At 61.3% G+C, this 17,454-nt stretch carries 16 protein-coding genes and 1 pseudogene; 4 read left to right on the top strand and 13 right to left on the bottom strand.

Annotated elements, in window-relative coordinates; translation table 11 throughout:
- A pseudogene (locus tag I8N66_RS29180) lies at positions 1-256 on the top strand (hypothetical protein); the annotation flags it as partial.
- 93 nt (positions 257-349) lie between these two features.
- Here the strand turns inward: I8N66_RS29180 and I8N66_RS29175 are convergent.
- Complete coding sequence (locus I8N66_RS29175) at positions 350-1,744, bottom strand: FAD-dependent oxidoreductase (protein ID WP_291161502.1); 1,395 nt, start codon at positions 1,742-1,744, stop codon at positions 350-352.
- Between the two features lie 14 nt (positions 1,745-1,758).
- Positions 1,759-2,136, bottom strand: coding sequence for a cupin domain-containing protein (locus I8N66_RS29170; protein WP_291161498.1), 378 nt, complete (start codon positions 2,134-2,136; stop codon positions 1,759-1,761).
- Between the two features lie 385 nt (positions 2,137-2,521).
- On the opposite strand from I8N66_RS29170, the gene I8N66_RS29165 reads away from it, so the two are divergent.
- Positions 2,522-3,403 carry a helix-turn-helix transcriptional regulator gene (locus tag I8N66_RS29165; RefSeq protein ID WP_291161495.1) on the top strand — a complete coding sequence of 294 codons (882 nt, stop codon included), beginning with the start codon at positions 2,522-2,524 and terminating at the stop codon, positions 3,401-3,403.
- A gap of 59 nt (positions 3,404-3,462) precedes the next feature.
- On the opposite strand, the gene I8N66_RS29160 is transcribed toward I8N66_RS29165, so the two are convergent.
- Genes I8N66_RS29160 through I8N66_RS29145 form a run of 4 tightly spaced genes read right to left on the bottom strand, consistent with a single transcriptional unit; the run spans position 3,463 to position 7,381 of the window.
- A complete protein-coding gene (locus I8N66_RS29160; RefSeq protein WP_113539797.1) occupies positions 3,463-4,254 on the bottom strand; it encodes an ABC transporter permease in 792 nt (263 codons plus the stop codon).
- Between the two features lie 10 nt (positions 4,255-4,264).
- Positions 4,265-5,167 (bottom strand): ABC transporter permease subunit, encoded by a 903-nt coding sequence (locus I8N66_RS29155; RefSeq protein WP_291161490.1) that lies wholly within the window; start codon positions 5,165-5,167, stop codon positions 4,265-4,267.
- Between the two features lie 9 nt (positions 5,168-5,176).
- Complete coding sequence (locus I8N66_RS29150; protein ID WP_291161487.1) at positions 5,177-6,244, bottom strand: ABC transporter ATP-binding protein; 1,068 nt, start codon at positions 6,242-6,244, stop codon at positions 5,177-5,179.
- A 30-nt stretch (positions 6,245-6,274) separates the two neighbouring features.
- Complete coding sequence (locus tag I8N66_RS29145) at positions 6,275-7,381, bottom strand: polyamine ABC transporter substrate-binding protein (protein ID WP_291161484.1); 1,107 nt, start codon at positions 7,379-7,381, stop codon at positions 6,275-6,277.
- Positions 7,382-7,621: 240 nt separating this feature from the next.
- On the opposite strand from I8N66_RS29145, the gene speB reads away from it, so the two are divergent.
- Positions 7,622-8,575 (top strand): agmatinase, encoded by a 954-nt coding sequence (gene speB, locus I8N66_RS29140; protein WP_291161481.1) that lies wholly within the window; start codon positions 7,622-7,624, stop codon positions 8,573-8,575.
- A gap of 42 nt (positions 8,576-8,617) precedes the next feature.
- Here speB and I8N66_RS29135 read toward each other — a convergent pair whose 3' ends face one another.
- The 7 genes from I8N66_RS29135 to I8N66_RS29105 form a co-directional block, all read right to left on the bottom strand.
- Positions 8,618-8,944, bottom strand: coding sequence for a hypothetical protein (locus I8N66_RS29135; RefSeq protein WP_291161477.1), 327 nt, complete (start codon positions 8,942-8,944; stop codon positions 8,618-8,620).
- Positions 8,941-9,102, bottom strand: a complete 162-nt coding sequence (locus I8N66_RS29130; protein WP_291161474.1) for a hypothetical protein — start codon at positions 9,100-9,102, stop codon at positions 8,941-8,943. The genes I8N66_RS29135 and I8N66_RS29130 overlap by 4 nt, the downstream gene beginning before the upstream one ends.
- Entirely contained in the window at positions 9,099-9,335 is a 237-nt protein-coding gene (locus tag I8N66_RS29125; RefSeq protein WP_291161472.1) for a hypothetical protein, read from the bottom strand. Before I8N66_RS29125 ends, I8N66_RS29130 begins: the two co-directional genes overlap by 4 nt.
- Positions 9,332-9,952 carry a hypothetical protein gene (locus tag I8N66_RS29120; RefSeq protein ID WP_291161469.1) on the bottom strand — a complete coding sequence of 207 codons (621 nt, stop codon included), beginning with the start codon at positions 9,950-9,952 and terminating at the stop codon, positions 9,332-9,334. Before I8N66_RS29120 ends, I8N66_RS29125 begins: the two co-directional genes overlap by 4 nt.
- 195 nt (positions 9,953-10,147) lie before the next feature.
- On the bottom strand, positions 10,148-11,125 hold the full coding sequence (locus I8N66_RS29115; protein WP_291161466.1) for a DUF808 domain-containing protein: 978 nt from the start codon (positions 11,123-11,125) through the stop codon (positions 10,148-10,150).
- Positions 11,126-11,468: 343 nt separating this feature from the next.
- Positions 11,469-13,334, bottom strand: a complete 1,866-nt coding sequence (locus I8N66_RS29110; protein WP_291161463.1) for a TniQ family protein — start codon at positions 13,332-13,334, stop codon at positions 11,469-11,471.
- A gap of 897 nt (positions 13,335-14,231) precedes the next feature.
- Positions 14,232-14,735 (bottom strand): helix-turn-helix transcriptional regulator, encoded by a 504-nt coding sequence (locus tag I8N66_RS29105; protein WP_291161460.1) that lies wholly within the window; start codon positions 14,733-14,735, stop codon positions 14,232-14,234.
- A gap of 189 nt (positions 14,736-14,924) precedes the next feature.
- Here I8N66_RS29105 and I8N66_RS29100 point away from each other — a divergent pair.
- Positions 14,925-17,454: toxin TcdB middle/N-terminal domain-containing protein (locus tag I8N66_RS29100; protein WP_291161457.1), on the top strand; the 2,530-nt coding region annotated here is incomplete at its 3' end.

The raw sequence follows: 17,454 nt of genomic DNA, 5'->3' as shown, positions 1-17,454 counted from the left end.
GGCGGAGGCGCGGCTGATCCTCTCCGGCCGCTACCTCGGCTATCTGCCCGACCATTTCGCCAGCCGTTATGTGAGCGAGGGTTTGCTGCGGCCGATCCGTCCCGATCTCTTCAGCTACAAGGCACCGTTCCAGGCAGCCTTTGATAAATCGCGTGCGAAGTCGGGCCTGATCCCGTTTTTCGTGAAGTTGCTCGTCAGTGAATTCGGTGTCTCGCAGACCGGACGAGGCGCTTCGCGCCTACGTGCCGGGCGCTAGCCACATCTCAAGCTATTCAGGACCGAAGCACAAAGACAGGCGGGACCGGCAATGGCGGCCCCGCCTGTCTTCAATCGGACTTGAACGACGGCGTCAGCTCAGCGGGAAGCCCATGGCCGAGACCATCTTCAGCCAAGGCTTGCGCCAGCCGCCGGATTTGTCGGCGGTGTCGAGCGCATACATGGTGACCTGGGCGCCGAGCCAGCGGAACGGCTCCGGCGGGATCGTGTTCGGGAGGCTGGTGGCGAAATCCAGCCGGCTTTCCGGGGTCTTCGAGCCGTCGAGGATATCGAGAGCGATACGCGCGCCGAAACGGGAGGCCGAAACGCCAAAGCCGGAATAGCCGCCGGCATAGACGACCTTGTCGGCATAATAGCGCTGGAAATGCACCGCCATGCGCGTGCTGAGATCGATCGGGCCGCTCCAGGCGTGGCTGAAGCGCAGTCCTTCGAGTTGCGGGAAGGTGTCGAAGAAGGCGGCCGCCAGCGGCTCGTAGGTATCGAGCTCCCTGTCGATCGACGGGAATGGATCGCCGGCGAAGGCATAGGCGAGGCGCCCGCCGAAGATGATGCGATTGTCCTTGGTGAGCCGCATGTAGTTCATCTGTGTGCGGGTATCGTAGACGCCCTGGCGATGGCTCCAGCCGACCGACGCCATGCGCTCCGCCGACAGCGGCTCCGTGGCCAGCACCCGGTCGCGCACAGCAACGACGCGGCGTTTGATGCGCTTGTGCCCCGACGTAAAGGCATTGGTGGCAAGCAGCACCTTCGGGGCGGTGACGCTTCCGGATGGGGTCACGGCTTTCATCCGGTCGCCGAGGTCTTCGAGGCCGGTGAGTTCGGTGTTCTCGAAGATCTGGACGCCGAGCGCGAGCGCGACCCGCTTCAGCCCGAAGGCGAGAAGGGCAGGGTGGACGGTGCCGCAGATGTGCTTGGACCAGACGCCCGCCTTGTAGCGTGGCGAATTGATCTCGGCGCGCACGGCGCTCTGATCGAGGAAGACGGCCTGGTGGCCATATTTCAGGTGCAGTTCGTGCTCCTCGTGCAGCGCGTCGATATGGGCGTCGTCGACGGCGACCGTCAGTTCGCCGCCCCATTCGGCATGACAGTCGATCGCGTGTTCCTCAAGGGTGTGGAGGAAGCCGTGCATGTTCTCCTGGCCGAGCTTCTCAAGGGTTGCAATATCCTTGGGAAAGATGCGCACCGCATTCGACAGCCCGTGCATGACCGAGGTCGAGACGACGCCGCCCGGCCGGCCGGATGCGCCGTTGGCGACCGAGCCCTTCTCGATCAGCACGACGTCGATTTCGGGCTGGCGCTGCTTGGCCTGGATGGCGCCCCATAACCCGGTAAAGCCGCCGCCGACGACGAGCAGGTCGGCCTTGAGACGACGCGTCAGCCGTTCTCGGGGCTCAGGCGCATCCGGCCGGTCGAGCCAGAAGGGCTTCATCGTCACGTCCGCGAGGGCTTTGCTTCTTACCTTGGTCATGGGGAAGCCTCACATCACTTCGCGGCTGGCGCGGTATAGAGGACGTAGACCTTGCGCATCGTCTCCAGCACTTCGAAACGCACTTCGACGCCGGCCGGCAGCACGTAGCTCTCGCCGGCCTCGAAGGTCTCAACCGATCCATCGGGATTGGTGATGGCGACCTTGCCCGAGAGGATGATGCTGTATTCGTTGCCGTCGGGATAGGCGAGCATTTCCGCATAAGGGGTCGACTGCCAGGTGCCGATGACCACGGCCTTGTCGGGACTTTCGAAATGAACGTCGCCGAGCTCGTTCGCAAAGCCGGAAAGGATCGCCTCCGGGGGGACGACGCTGCATTTTTCAAGCGCCTTGAGGCCGACACCATCGCGCCCGAGTTTGATGACCTTTGACATGTTCACTCCAGTTTCAGAAGGCGAGCGACAGGTCTTTCGGCCGCGCGCCGGGGTTTCGTTGTTTCACTTGGCTGCGGAACGACGGATGTCCGAGATCAATGTGCCGTCTCGACCGTCGCGTTCCGCTTTGCCGACCGCCTCTCTACTGCGCGACCTGCCCCATTTTTCTAGGCGCCGGGATCGGTGGCCGGAATACGCCAAAGGGCTAGGTTCGGGGCCGTGACATGCGGTCTGCTTCGCATCGGAGGGCCTTGTCCTGCCGAGCTTCCGCCGCCTATGCCGTTGTTTTGCTTCGCCAAAAGATAGTTTTGGAATTCCCGTAGTGAAAATCCGTTACTTGCGACGAACTCAACCTTCGCCTAGTCTGCGCTTGGAGGAGAACAACATGAATGACGATACGATCATCAAAGTCTGCGCGCCGGCGCAGCAGACCCGCGTGGGTGATCTGGCGCTGTCCCTGATGGAGGGGGTCGGTCGATCGGATTTCCAGGACCGCCTGGCGCAATCGCTGAAGCGGCACGTCGCGGTGGATGCGGGGCTGATGCTGCTCTATCGGCGCGGCGCGGCGCCGAAGATCCTGTTCAACGACTGGCGCACCGACAAGGGGCTTTCCGATATCCGCGCCTATCTGCAGGGGCCGTACCGTCTCGATCCGTTCTATCGGCTGGCGCTCGACAATGGCGATGACGGTCTCTACCGCCTGAGGCAGATCGATCCGTCGTTCGACCGGTCGCAATATTACCGCGATTACTACCGCCACTCGGGCCTGCACGACGAGTTCAATATCTTCATCGGCATCGATGCCGATACGAAGATCGCGATTTCGCTGGCGCGACGCCACGCGCACGCAGCCTTCAGCGGAGAAGACCAGGATTTCCTGCAGAGCGCGGCACCGCTGCTCAGCATGGCCGTGCTTCGGCACTATCGTGACCTCAGACCCGAAAGCCTCGGCGAGGACGGTTCGCCGCTGCAAAGCGCCTTGGCGCAGGCGATCCGCAACTTCGGCCGCAGCCTGCTGACCGACCGTGAGTGCCAAGTCGCACAGATGATCCTGCGCGGTTACTCGGTCAAGGGGGCCGCGGAAAAGCTCGGCATCTCGCCGGCAACCGTCAAGCTGCACCGCCGCAATCTCTATGCGAAGCTCGACATCACCTCGCAGACGGCGCTGTTCTCGCTGTTCATCGATGCCGTGTCTTCGGCAAGCAATGCCTTCGAGGATCCACTGGCGACTTATCTGGCTCCCGGCGGCGCGCTTCTGCCGCACTGATCTTGAGCCGTGCGTCGGTAATTCCGGGAAGACCGCGTGACGCTCTTCCCGGACCTGTCTCAGGCGCTCGCCCGTTGTCCCGAATGACGCGAGACCAGTTGAGCGGCTACCAATCCCAGCACGACGATGCCCAGGATGATCGTCGAGATCGCGTTGATCTCCGGCGTCACGCCGAACTTGATCTGCGAATAGATCTTCATCGGCAGGGTCGAGGCGCCGGGCCCGGTGGTAAAGCTCGAGATCACCAGATCGTCCAGCGACAGGGTGAAGGACAAGAGCCAGGCGGAGACCAGCGCCGGGACCATGTTCGGCAAGGCGACGCTGACGAAAGCCTTGGCCGGCGGGCAGCCGAGGTCGCGGGCCGCCTCCTCCAATGAGGGGTCGAGTTCGACGAGCCGCGACTGCAAGACGACGGTTGCAAAACACAGCGTGAAGGTGGTGTGCGCCAGCGTGATTGTCAGTGGTCCACGATCAATGCCAAGGGTCACGAACATCAGCAGCATCGACACGGCCATCACCACTTCCGGCATGACCATCGGCGCAAGCAGCATGCCGTTCAAGAGCGCCCGGCCGCGGAAGCGGCGCAGCCGCACCATGACGACGGCGGCAAGCGTGCCAAGGATGGTGGCGGCGGTCGCCGAGATCGCCGCCACCAGGAAGCTGACCTTCGCCCCTTCGATGATCGAGGGATTGTTGAGAACGGCCGCGTACCACTGGGTGGAAAAGCCACCCCAGACCGTCACGAGCTTCGAGCCGTTGAAGCTGTAGATCACGAGAACGACGATCGGCAGATAGAGGAAGGCGAGGCCGAACAGGATCGACAGGCGATTGAACCAGCTTGGTTTCGTCATGGCTTGTTCCTCAGCCTCGTTCGCGCGATTGGCGCGACTGGAAATAGACGATCGGCACGACCAGAAGGGCGAGCAAGACGATCGTCACGGCGGCTGCCATCGGCCAGTCGCGGTTGTTGAAGAATTCGAGCCAGATGGCGCGGCCGATCATCTGCGTGTCGGCGCCGCCGAGCAGATCCGGGATCACGAATTCGCCGACGACCGGGATGAAGACCAGCGCGCAGCCGGCCAGTACACCGGGCAGGCTCAAGGGGAAGGTGACCCGCCAGAAGGCGGAGATGCGCGAGCAGCCAAGATCGCGCGCCGCCTCGATCAGTGTCCGGTCGGCGCTGCTCAAGGTCGAATAGATCGGCAGCACCATGAAGGGCAGGTAGGTGTAGACGATGCCGATATAGATCGCCGTCTCGGTGTTGAGGATGCGCAGCGGCTCGCTGATCAGGCCGATCTTCAACAACAGCATGTTCAAGAGGCCGTCGTTCCTGAGGATGCTCATCCAGGAATAGACGCGGATCAGCATCGAGCTCCAGAAGGGCACGATCACCAGAAAGACCAGCAGCGATCTTGACGAGGGCGAGCAGGACGCAATGCCATAGGCAAGCGGATAGGCGATGAACAACATCGCCGCTGTCGAAATTGCTGCGATCTTCAGGCTCGTCAGATAGGCCAGAAGATAGGTGTCGTCGGTCAGCACATAGAGAAAGTTCTCGAAATTGAGGCGCAAGTTCAGGATCGAGCCGTCCCAGGCGGTCAGCGGCTCGAAGGGCGGCATGCCGAGACGTACGGTCGAAAGGCTGATGCCGGCGACCAGCGCGAAGGGCGCGAGAAACAGGACCAGCAGCCAGGCATAGGGTATGGCGATCAGCAGGCGCTTGCCCCAGTTCGCCTTTGCGGACGATGCCGAAACGGAAGTCATGGTGCTCTCCTATTCGGCCAGCAGCCGGCTTGCCTGCGGCGGCCAGCTTGCAAACACCCGATCGCCGACGCCGAGATCGCTCTCAGTGCCAAGGTTGACCCGGCGCGCGTCGAGCGTCGCGCCCGACTTCAGCCGCACGCGGTAGTGCCGCTCGACTCCCGTATAGGTGAGCTGCTCCACGGTGCCTTCGAGGCCGCTGCCCGAAGTCGCAAGTTCTACCCGTTCGGGGCGGACCGAAACCCAGAACGGCCGGTCGAGCGCCACCCGGTCGGTGAAGGCGGCGCGGACACCGCCGCCGGCCTCATCGCTGTCGATCCGCAGTTCATCGCCGCTCCGTTCCGTGCGTCCACCGGCAAAGACATTGGTTTCGCCAAGGAACTTCGCGACATAACGGGACCGGGGCGCCTCATAGACTTCCGAAGGTGAACCGACCTGCAGCACCTGTCCCTGCTTCATGATGGCGATGCGGGTGGAGACGGTCATCGCCTCGTGCTGGTCGTGGGTGACGATGATGAAGGTGAGACCGAGCTCCCGCTGCAGGCGGACGAGTTCGAGCTGTGTTTCCGTGCGCAGGTTCTTGTCGAGCGCGCCCAAGGGCTCGTCGAGCAGCAGCACCTTCGGCCGCTTGACCAGCGCGCGGGCGAGCGCCACGCGCTGGCGCTGGCCGCCGGAAAGCTGCACCGGCTTGCGGTCGAGTAGCGCGGTCAGCTGCAGTTTTTCCGCAACCTCGTCGATGCGCTTCCGGATCTCTGTCTTGTCGAGTCCGTCCTGTTGCAATCCGAAGGCGATGTTCTTGCCGACGGTCAGGTGCGGAAACAGCGCATAGGACTGGAACATCATGTTGGTCGGGCGCTTGTGCGCCGGCACGTCGGTGACATCCGCTCCTTCCAGCCTGATCGCGCCCGAGGTCGGCGTCTCGAAGCCGGCGATCATCCTGAGCAGCGTCGATTTTCCGCAGCCCGACGGCCCCAGCAGTGAGAAGAACTCGCCCTTCTCGATGCCCAAGTTGATGTTGTTGACGGCCGTGACGACGCCATAGGACTTCGCCAGATTCTCGATCGAAATATAGGATGGCACGGGGTCTGGTCCTGCTGTTGACGGTTCGCGCTATTGGCCGGCTCTGAACGCCGACCAGACGCGGGTGCGCTCGCGCGTCTGGCGCGGTGGCAGCGACTTGTCGACGAAGAGCTTGGAACGGACTTCGGCAGGCGGATAGATGTTCGGATTGTCGCGGATCGCAGCATCGACTTCCGGTGTCGCCGCTGCATTGGCGTTGGCGTAGAAGACGTGGTTGCTGATCGCCGCGACCGTCTTCGGCTCAAGAATGTAGTCGATGAAGGCGAGCGCCTGTTGCGGATCCGGCGCGTCGGCCGGGATCGCCATCGTGTCGAAGGAGATGATCGTGCCTTCCTTCGGGATCGCATAGTCGACCGCAACGCCGGTCTCCGCCTCTTCGGCGCGGGCCGCGGCAATGCCAGCGTCACCGCTCCACATCAGCGCCAGGCAGAGCTGGCCCGATGCCATGTCGGCCACGAGCTGGCCGCTCTGCATGTGGCGGATAAAGGGACGCAGCTTCAGCAGCAGCTCCTTTGCCTTGTCGAGGTCATCAGGTTTGGTCGAATAGGGATCGAGGCCGAGATAGTTGAGCGCGATCGGGATCACCTCGTTCGGCGCATCGACGATGCCGATGCCGCAGTCCTGGAACTTCGCGGCGACCTCGGGCTTGAAGAACATGTCGAGGCTGTTGGTGGGCGCATCCGGCAGGCGATCGGCGACGAGCTTGGCGTTGTAGGCGACCCCCGTCGTCAGCCACATATAGGGAACGAGGTATTTGTTCTCGGGGTCGTGCTCGGCGACGAGCTTGAGGAGGTCCTTGTCGAGATTGCCATAGTTCTTGAGCGCAGTGACATCGATCGGCTTCAGCGCGCCGGACTGGATGAGACGCTCGCCGACCGTGGCGCTCGGGAAGGCGACGTCGAAGCCGCTGCCGCCGGCAAGCAGCCGGGTCTCGAGCACTTCGAGCGAATCGTAGAAGTCGACCCGCGTTTCGACGCCGGTCTTCGCCTGGAAGTTCGAAACGGTGTCTTCGGCGAAGTAGTCGGAGAAATTGTAGATGAACAGCTTGTCCTGCGCGTGGGCCGTCGTTGAGGCCGCAAGGGCGACGAACGACGCCGCAATCGTGGAGCGCATTACGGTGCGACGTAAGTTTTGCATGGTTCCTCCCAAGGACACGGTATTTTTGTTTTCGCCAAAGTGATCGGCAGGCCCGGGAAGGGCAACACTCCCTTTGGCTAGGTGCAGGAGGCGTGGCGGCATCGTAAACGGCAATCGACGCCTGCCTTCGCTGCATCAGCCGTGTTGGTTTGATCGCGATCGAAGTAACATTCGATCAATGGGCATTTCTCGGCCCGCAGCGCCTGATAGGGTTTCGGCGAAATCAAAGGGAGAGCTTCCATGGAAGAGAAATTCAATCAGCCGCTCGGCGGCAACGACATGCCCCGCTTCGGCGGTCCGGGCACGATGATGCGCCTTCCAACGGCGACCTCGGCTGAAGGCCTCGACGCCTGCTTCGTCGGCATCCCCATGGATATCGGCGCGTCCAACCGTTCCGGCACCCGCTACGGGCCGCGCCAGATCCGCGCGGAATCCGTGATGATCCGGCCCTACAACATGGCGACCGGTGCAGCACCCTTCGAGAGCCTGCAGGTCGCCGATCTCGGCGACATCGCCATCAACACCTTCAACCTGCCGGCCAATATGGAGATCATCACCCGCGGCATCGGCGAGATCCTCAAGCACGATTGCATTCCGCTGACGCTCGGCGGCGACCATACGATCAGCTACCCGATCCTGAGGGCGATCGCGGAAAAACACGGGCCGGTCGCCCTCATCCACGTCGATGCGCATGCGGATATCAACGACACGATGTTCGGCGAAAAGATTGCCCACGGCACGCCGTTCCGGCGCGCCTATGAGGACGGTTGCCTCAATCCCAACCTGGTGTTCCAGATCGGCCTGCGCGGTACCGGCTATGCGTCTGACGATTTCGACTGGTCGCGCGACAGGGGCTTCACCGTCGTCCCGGCCGAGGAATGCTGGCACAAGTCGCTGGTGCCGCTGATCGAAGGTGTCCGCGCCAAGATCGGCAACCACAAGACCTACCTGACCTTCGACATCGACAGCCTCGATCCGGCCTACGCGCCGGGCACCGGTACGCCCGAGATCGGCGGCCTGACCATCATCCAGGCGATCGAGATCATCCGCGGCTGCCGCGGCCTCAACCTCGTCGGCGCCGATCTCGTCGAGGTCAGCCCGCCCTTCGATACGACGGGCACGACCGCGATCACCGCGGCGAACCTGCTCTATGAAATGCTCTGCGTGCTGCCGGGCGTGAAGTACAAGCGGTAATACTACGGTGGAGGACGAGCGCCTGCCGAGGCGCTCGTCCTGTCATCGATAATTCCGCCAGCCCGAGAGGTAATAGTCGAGCAAAGCGGTGCGATCGAGTGTGTTCACCTCGACCCCGTCTGCGATCACGTCCTTCTCGAACAGGAAATGTTTGGCGAAGTTTGTTTCGTCGAGATAGCGCGTTTCTACCTTCAGTGCCGGTCGCGCGGGATCGAGACGGGTGTCGCTCGCCAGCACAAATCCCCAATCGCCGAACGAGGGAACGTTGGCGTGGTAGGGATAAAGATTGGCGAAGCCCGCGGCTTCCACGGTTTTGGCGATGCTCGCAAATGCCTGCGGCGCAAAATAGGGGCGCGTTGCCTGGGTCACGAACAATCCGCCAGAAAATAAGAGGCGGTGGTGGCGATCAGCAACTCGTAGATGATCGAGCAAAGCCCCGAGATGAAGGCGCAGAAGACGAGCGCGAGCGATCGCCTTGCGCTGCCCTGCGACTGTTCATCGGAAACATTTGCATGGAGTTCGGTCACTTGCCGCTTTCCGGGCCGCCGCCCAGACGATTGGTCCCGTCGAGGCTGCCGGCGCGATTGCTCGGGTCGTGGTAAGTTTCGGGGCCGCCCCAGTACCAACGCGACGAGCCGGAACTAAAGTCGCCGTGGCCGGAATAGCCATAGCCGTCGAGGGCGAAATAGAAGAGGGCGATGTAGATCACGCCCAGGATCGTCGCCGTGGCATACACCACGCGTCTGGTGTCATTCGTCATGAGCGGAAGCTCGTTGCTAGCCGGATAATGGTGCGGTTGGCGATTTCGTTGATCACCAGGCCGGCGAGCAGCGTGAGGATACCGAAAATCAGGTGCGGGATGCTGCTGCCATGGCTTCGGCCGATCGCCACCTTGATGAAGTTCGCGCCGACGGGGCCCTGTGCCTTGATGTTCAGGTAGTATACGCCCGGCTGAGGGATTGTGAGCTTCATCTCATAGATTTCGTCGGCCTCTTCCCAAGTGCCATCGCTGTCGGCTCCGACTTCATGCCAAAGCTCCTGGCCGAAGGACAGGATGTAATCCTTTTCGGCATCGAGCAGTTCCGCTTCGACGAAAGACCACCTGTTCACCTGCACATCGGCCGACACTTCAATCCGGAAAACCTGATTGGCGCGCGTGACCTTGAAGGGGCCGATCAGCTCATAATTTTGCGTCGGCACGCGTTTATCAGCCTCGTCCGCTTCGACCGCCGTGGGCGCGCTCACCGCCACTCTCGCCGGGCCAGTGAAGATCCTTTGCGATTCCCAACTGAAGACCCAGGCGGTGAACAGGCTCAAGAGGCCGAAGAACAGATAGACGGATGCGATCCGCCCCTGATGCAGTCGCACGTCGAGCAAGGTCGCGCCGCCGGCGTCGGCAGCTTCCCGCAGGGCACCATCGATGCCGGCTATGTCATCGAGCCTGCTTGCTCCCCAGAAATCCAGCAGCAGGTGGGTTCCTGCGGGCGGTATTCGCTGTCGTCTTCAGCCATGTATCAGGCCCTTCGGGCGCGTCGCGCGGTTGCGAGGGGGATTGTGATCTCGGCGATGATTTCAGCCGCGCAATCCCCGCGCCGGCCGAAGCCGCCTCCAGATCGGTGCGACCACATTGCCCATGACGACGATGGTTGCGGCGCCGACGACGATCGCCAGCACGGCCTGAAGCGCCGAGGTCGTGAGCCAGCCGACGATCCCGGGGGCGACTGTCAGGGCGCGGGCGACGCTTTCGGAGATGTCGTGGATGAAGTGCTCCGGTCCGGCCCGGCCGAGTTGCGCTATGCCATGGACGAGGATGCTGCCGCCGACCCAGAGCATGGCGGCGGTGCCGACCGCAGCGAGAAATTTCAGGAAGGTCGGCATGCCGAGAACGAGCCCGCGGCCGAAAACGCGCAAGGCGGAAAGCGGGTTCTTCGCGAGCGCGACGCCGGCGTCGTCGGCTTTGACGATCAGGGCGACGACGCCATAGACCGCAAGTGTGATGAGGATGCCGACGCCCGCGAGCACGGCGCCCTGCATGTAGATGCCGGCATCGGCGACTGTCGAGAGCGTCAGCGCCATGATCTCGGCCGAGAGAATGAAGTCGGTGCGGATGGCGCCGGCAACCTTCTCGTTTTCAAGCGCTACCGGATCGCTCTTCTCGCCGAGCACCGTTTCCTCGTGTGCGTGCGCCGTATGTGGAAAGAGGGCGCCGTAAAGCTTCTCGGCGCCCTCGTAGCAGAGATAGATGCCGCCCAGCATCAACAGAGGCGTGATCGCCCAGGGCGCGAAATAGCCGAGCAGCAGCGCGCCGGGCAGAAGGAAGAGCAGCTTGTTCTTGAGCGAGCCAAGGGCGATCCGCGCGATGATCGGCAGTTCCCGCTCGGGCGTCAGCCCGACGACGTAGCGCGGGGTCACGGCCGCATCGTCGATCACCACGCCGGCTGCCTTGGCGCTGGCCTTGGCGGTCTGGGCTGCCACATCGTCGAGAGAGGCGGCCGCCATCTTGGCGATAGCCGCGATGTCGTCGAGGAGGGCGATGAGACCTGTGGCCATGAATAACTACCCTTGAGAGAATCCGAGAAATGCGCGGCTGCAGAAGCGCCAGTAACCACCATAGCGTGTCGAGTCAACGGTCGCTCGGCGGCGATCAGAGGCAGTGTCTTCGGGCGGTGTGATCCCTCTTGGTTACCAAATTGTCAAAAGCACTGAGGTTTGGCTCAGCGCTCTTGTAACCCCTTGATTCTTCGTCCTCCATTTTCCGTTCGGCATTTAGGTTTGGCTCGAAAGCAGCGTCAAATGGCTCTGGGCATGAAACGGTTCCGCTGGACTGGCGGCAAAAAGGCACAAAAAAAGCCGGGCGAAAGCCCGGCTCAAACGTCAATTCTGATGGTTCTGTTTAGGTGACGATTTCAGATCGCCGATAGAAATTCGCATGAGCGATCGTCCAAGGGGTGGCGGGCGGATGTGCTCGCATCGCAACCTTTGCTGCGAGGTGCGGATACGCAAATCGTAGCTGATGAGTGATTTCGCGCATGGAGACATATTCGCGGGCGAACCGGATGAGAGCGTCCGTCGTGATCGTAAAGTCCAATTGTTCTCCGGTTGTGTTTCCTTCGAGATAGCCCTTGGAAAGGAGCACCTCCAGAGTGCGGGACGGAACCTGAAGCGCTGCCATCGCCCTGCGCCAGGGAAGTTCCTTCAGCTTGTATTTCGAACGCGCCTGGGCGCACTCGACCGGGTCCACCAGTAGGCCAGCGAGTCCGGTTTCGCCAGTTGTGGCGGCGCGGACGCTCCCATCGAGAACCAGCTTCAGCACGGTTGCGATGGAGCGCTGTGAGACGGTTGCTGCACTGCTGACGCGCGTCATCGGAGCTTCTTCCAGAGTGATCAAAGGAAGCGCTTGGATGTGACCCAGGATGCGTTCCACGTCGTTGTCGGAAAACTCGATCGCTTGGAAGCGTTTTCCCTGCACCGGTAAGAGCAGCCTTGCTCGCACCAGGGCCGCGAGTTCATCGCCAGTCGCGTTCAGGCGGCCCATCGCCTCCTTCGTCGAGCATCGGGTGGGTCGGCCAATGTTGTCGAGCGCCTGGCAGGGGAAGAGCACCTTGTGGTCTGGGAAGTTCTCGGTGTCGCTGGTGATGATGTTCGCCTTCCGAAGTTGTGCGCGGATTTCGACGCGGCTGAGACCAGATGCAGTGGCAGCCGACGAGAGCGAATGCAGCTTGCGTTCCCGGACGGTGCCGAGAAACTTGTCCCCCGGTCCGAGAGGGAGTTCGGCCACTGAAACGGTCTGCATGAGTTCGCGGACTGCCTTATAGGGGGACAGCGGGTCGGCACTCTGCACGAGTTCAGCAAGGCGGCCAAAAATCTTCAGCGGGCGGCGTTCGGTCGACGAACGGTAGGAGGCTTTGATGAGGCTCTGGAGGAAATCGGAGAAGCGCTCCGGCCCCTCGGACGTGATGGCATAACCCTCTGCGGCACAAGCGGACCACTCAGTGCCGTCGGGAGTGAGAGGATCGAACCGAATGCCGTGACGGAGGATGGCGCCGGTCGTTTCCGTCAGGCGGCAGACAGCCTCGAGTGGCAACATGTCGAGCCAGCTCGATCCGGTCGGGCGCTGCTGGAGTCGTGCAAGGGCGTATCGGTCCAATGGTGACGCTGGCAACGGCGTTGGGGTCATCAGGCTTCTGTCCCTCTGATCACGTAGCATTCTGGTGTTGGCTGAGAAGTCTGCTGGATGGTTGCCGAGTGGCGCGCGTACTTCGACGAGTGCGCAGTCGTGCATCACGCACGACCTGATCGATGAGACCGACCAGTGCAAGCGTGCGTATGCGCGCGAGCCCTTTCGTCCAGGAAGTCGAGCTTCATCATCGACGAGGCACGTGGGACAGAAGCGGTGACGCTTTGTCGTCAGGAACGTCCTGGACGTGACCTCGTTGGCAATGCGCGCGTTTTCTCCGTCAGTCCGGATGGTGCCCGCGGTTAGATCGCATTCCTCCTGGCTGGTTAACCGAGGTAGGTGGGGACGTAGTGGCCGTTCTGGAAGGATGTCTTTATCCAAAGGGAATAGATGCCTGGTCCGGTCAGGCCAAGATTGGGTATGCGTTGCGAGACTGTCTGCAGATCCCCTTGGAGCAAATATGGTTTTGCACCAAGGTGTTCCCACGTAAAGTGAATTAGCTGCGCATAATGTTCGGCGTTCATCGAAGGCTCCCCAGGATTTCGAATGGAGGCGTCCTTTCCAGCCTGGCAGTGGTGTCATCCAGGAGGAAATCGCGTTTTCGCTCGTCGAGTATCGTTGCTGAGGGTTGAGTAAGCAATCAAATATACACGGTATGGTTGCTGATTGATTTGCGACGTCTCTGAATAGAGCAAATGCCAGATAACTACTTTTAGGTGTGCCAATAGGCGCAGGGATAAGACATCGAATCCGCTTGCTAAGAATTCGGACCAGCGCAAGCAATTCGGTATTGCGGGAGCAGCCGTGATCGGTCGATCGCGCACGTCGAACACTGGGTAATGTTGGGGGGAATAGGCAGTCGATCGAGGTATTGCGGCTCGGCAATTGCGCGACTGGCAAGAGACCCGGGTGGCAGGTCGGTTCCGGTTAGCGACGCAGATCGATAGATTCTTACCGTCTCAACCGAATTTGAGGCTTACGCAATCGCCGGAAGCTCGATCGTCTCTGCCATCTCCAGATATCGACAGAACGCGTTTGCCAGCTGCATCTGTCGCGGCGTCTTGCATTCGGCTTCGAACACCTGCGGGGACGCGACCAAGATGGCCATGCACTTGGCGCGGCTTGTAGCGACGTTTACTTAAACCTTGGGGAACTTCGGCGGTGAAGTAGCCTTCGCGTGTCGGGAATTTCGCAAAGCGACCAATCTTACGGCCAATTATGGCAGGAGATCTAACAGGGGAGGAGCCTTGGGAGATGCCTGATCGTCGGAACCGCGGTGGTGAACCTCGGAGATCGCGGGTCGGGCTCGAACACGTGCGGTGAACCAATCTCGGTGAACCAGTTGCGATGGGCCACGCACCTAGCGAACAGAGCGCTGAGCTTTCTTGCTCGTTACCCCTAACGTGGTTTCCTGCAGTTTCAGGGAGTTTCGAATAGGCGCGCCTTATGCGCGGGGAGCCGCAATTCCCCAAGTCGCCGTCATTCCTCTCCAGGCGACGAGTGCGTGACGTCCTGTCGGGCCAACGATGCCACCAGTTTTGCGACGGCATCGCGCTGCGAAGGCGACGAAATCTTGTCGAACTGACCCGCCAACTTGAGCGCCGCGACGCTTACGATGGGGACGGGCACGGTATTGGTGCTTGCATCAACGTCGGCGAAGAGCTGAGATATGCTGCAATCGAGCGCCTGCGAAACGGCAACCAACTTGCTCGCCGAAATTCGGTTCGTGCCCTTTTCGTATTTCTGAACCTGTTGGAATGTGAGCCCGAGCTTCTCGGCCAAGGTCTCCTGAGACATCCCGAGCAGATTGCGGATGCGCCTGACGTTGCGGCCGACGGTTACGTCGATTTCGTTAGGGGACTTCGGGTTTGGCATGACGATCTCCTGGGCATAGTCGCAAATCGGTGCCGGAAAATGGCGTCTGGAGGCCTCGGTGTCTACTACCAGAAGTGATAGTGCGCGACGCGCACCGTCACTTTCCACGAAGCTTCGTCGAGCTCGCCGCGGATGGTCACAGGATTCGCGATTCCACACGAAAATCCGGATAGCCACGCTTGCATGTTAGCTGTGACTGAGCTGCCTTTCGAGTTGCATTTTTTCTCGACGCCCGCATAACCTGCAGCTCATTTCAGCGATTCGGCGGTTCAGTCGAGGGAGCCTATGCGACACAACTTGTTTGGAATTGCGGCCCTGGCCGCCACGGTTTCGTTTGCTTTGTCGGCTGGTTCCGCCGGGAAGAGATTCGACCTTGGCGGGCTTCTGATCAATGTGGCGCATGCGCAGGAAGCCGAAGGTGGCGCGAGCACAGCCGGAGGCCTGGGCAACGGTGCTTCGACGCTGGGCGGGAGCGCAGGATCAGACACCCAGAACACGGCAGACGGTGCGGCTGCGGAGAAGGCCGACACGGCGATCGATCGCACTCGGCTCGGCAATGGTGCCGATGCAACTGGGGACACGGGGGCTGCCGAGAAGCCCGCAGCCAAATCCGAGCAGCCGACGACCGACAGGAAGGACGGGACCACCGAACGCTCGCTCGCCGCGGCAGCGGCCGCAGCGGCTCCGATCGAGTCTCCGGTGAGTGCGCTCCCGAAGGCTTCGGTCCCGGAGATCACTGGCAACGGCTCGATGACGCAGTCGATCGCAATCGACGTGCCAGCCTTCCGCAGCCTGTCCCCCAAACTGGCGCTTACCTACGATTCCGCTCGCAAGAGCCGTCTGGGCGGTCTCTATCAAGGATTCACCGGCTTTGCCTGGGGTGTAGATGGCCTCGACGTCATCGAACGCGCGAGTCCTGGCTACGGTGTGCCAGCCTATGACGCGAGCGACGTCTATCTGCTGAACGGCAGCGAACTGGTTGCCTGCACAAGCGGTATGGTCTCGGCTTCGTGCGCGACCGGCGGTAGCCATGCCAACGAGAACGAAGATTATCGCCGTATCCGCTTCGACAGCACCGCGAACACCTGGACGGTCACTGCAAGGGACGGCACCGTGTCGCTGTTCCGCTCGGTCGCCGCGATGGCCAACTTCAATCCGGCTGCGGGAACGCCGGAATATGACATGAGCCAGACGGGCCGCTATGTGCTGGCTTCGGTGACGGACACCAACGGCAATGCCATCACCTATCAGTATACGTGCCCGGACTTGCCAATGTGTCTGCCGGAGCGCATTACCTACAACACCAACTACTACACCGCGTTCTTCTACGACACCCGCCCGGATTTCCAGACCGCGGCGAACGGCTACTTCCTCACCTGGATCAAGCACCGGCTGAAATCCGTCGTCAACTATGCCAACGGCCAGCACCACAGCGCCTATTCGTTGTCTTATGATCAAGCGCCGATGTCGAATACTTCGCGTCTGGTGAAGGTCGAGCGCTGGGGACGGGACGTAGGCTTCGACGGTAATGCCAATCCGATTTCCGGCACCCGAAAGACCATACGTCAGATGGTCTACGATAACCTCGTGATCGCCTACACAAGAAAAGCTTTCACGTTCCCGCACACCGAGCTCAAGTTCAACGAGGGTGTTAATTCGCAGCAGGTCGACGATCTTAATTTCGACGGCCGCGATGAGATTTTTGGCACTCTTGAGGTCCAATCCTCTTCGCTCTCGGCTCCGACGTACGGTGTCCAGCTTACCTCATTCGACGCCAACGGCGTCAGTGTGAAAACCCGCTGGTCGGGTGGATTCACGGTTCCCCCTCGTGTGTTTTCCGGCAGGTTCCTTAACAGTCGACCTACGAAGGACCTTTTCCTACCGAGTGCCACCCACAGTATCGCAAACTACACAACCACAAGTCACCGTTTGTTCCCTGTGAGCGGATCGCTCGACCTGGGATCCATGACAACCTGCACAGGAGGGTACGCAGCCGTCTGTGCAAACATCGGCAAGACCGAAGCGGCCGTCGCGGTTACAGATATCGATGGTGACGGGGTTGATTCAATCTACGGCAATCTTGGTTACGCGAGCGAACTTCTGGGCAATGGTCGGCAGGGCGTAATCTGGAAGAATGCGGCTTATCGCGTGGTCAACGGCGCTTGGGTCGCGGTTGCCCTGCCAGCTGATTGCGCCAGCACGAACTCTGCATGCTCCTTCGGCGATATCAATGGAGATGGGGTAACTGACGTCGTTCACGCGCCTGCGATCGGTAACCCGAACTATCAGACGAACATCTGGTTCGGCACAGGCAAGACGTTCGTTCACATCACCGGCGCCTCGTTGCTCGGCATTCCGATGCTGCGCGACATGGACAATGACGGCAAGATGGACGTGATCACGTCCGACCAGCGCTACACCCAAGCCCAAACCTTCCGCCAGTTGCGAGCGCATGGTCTTTGGCTAGGTGCATCGGGCAACGCCCTTCAGGTCTTCGCTCCTTTCGACGGTTCTGCGGTGTCGGGGGACTTCAACGGCGACGGTCTCCCCGATTTCCTTGCGTCGACGACCCAGACCTTCATCTCCAATACAGGCACGGGGCATCCGAACTTCCTACGCAGTGTCACGCTGGAGACGGGCGGCACGCTCGCGGTCGAGTACACGCCGTCCACACGCTTCGCAAACACCTTCCTGCCTCAGGTTATGCATCCGGTAACGAAGCTGACGGTCAACGACGGTCGCGGTGTCGTCGCGCGGTCGGACTATGCCTATGCTGGCGGTCTCTATGATCCCAAGGCTCGCAAGTTCCTTGGCTTCCGCACGATCA

This window comes from Ensifer sp. SSB1 (genome assembly GCF_016652895.1).
Taxonomy (GTDB): Bacteria; Pseudomonadota; Alphaproteobacteria; order Rhizobiales; family Rhizobiaceae; genus Ensifer.
The sequence above is the reverse complement of the archived record's forward strand: the minus strand, read 5'-3'. Positions and strand labels throughout refer to the sequence as shown.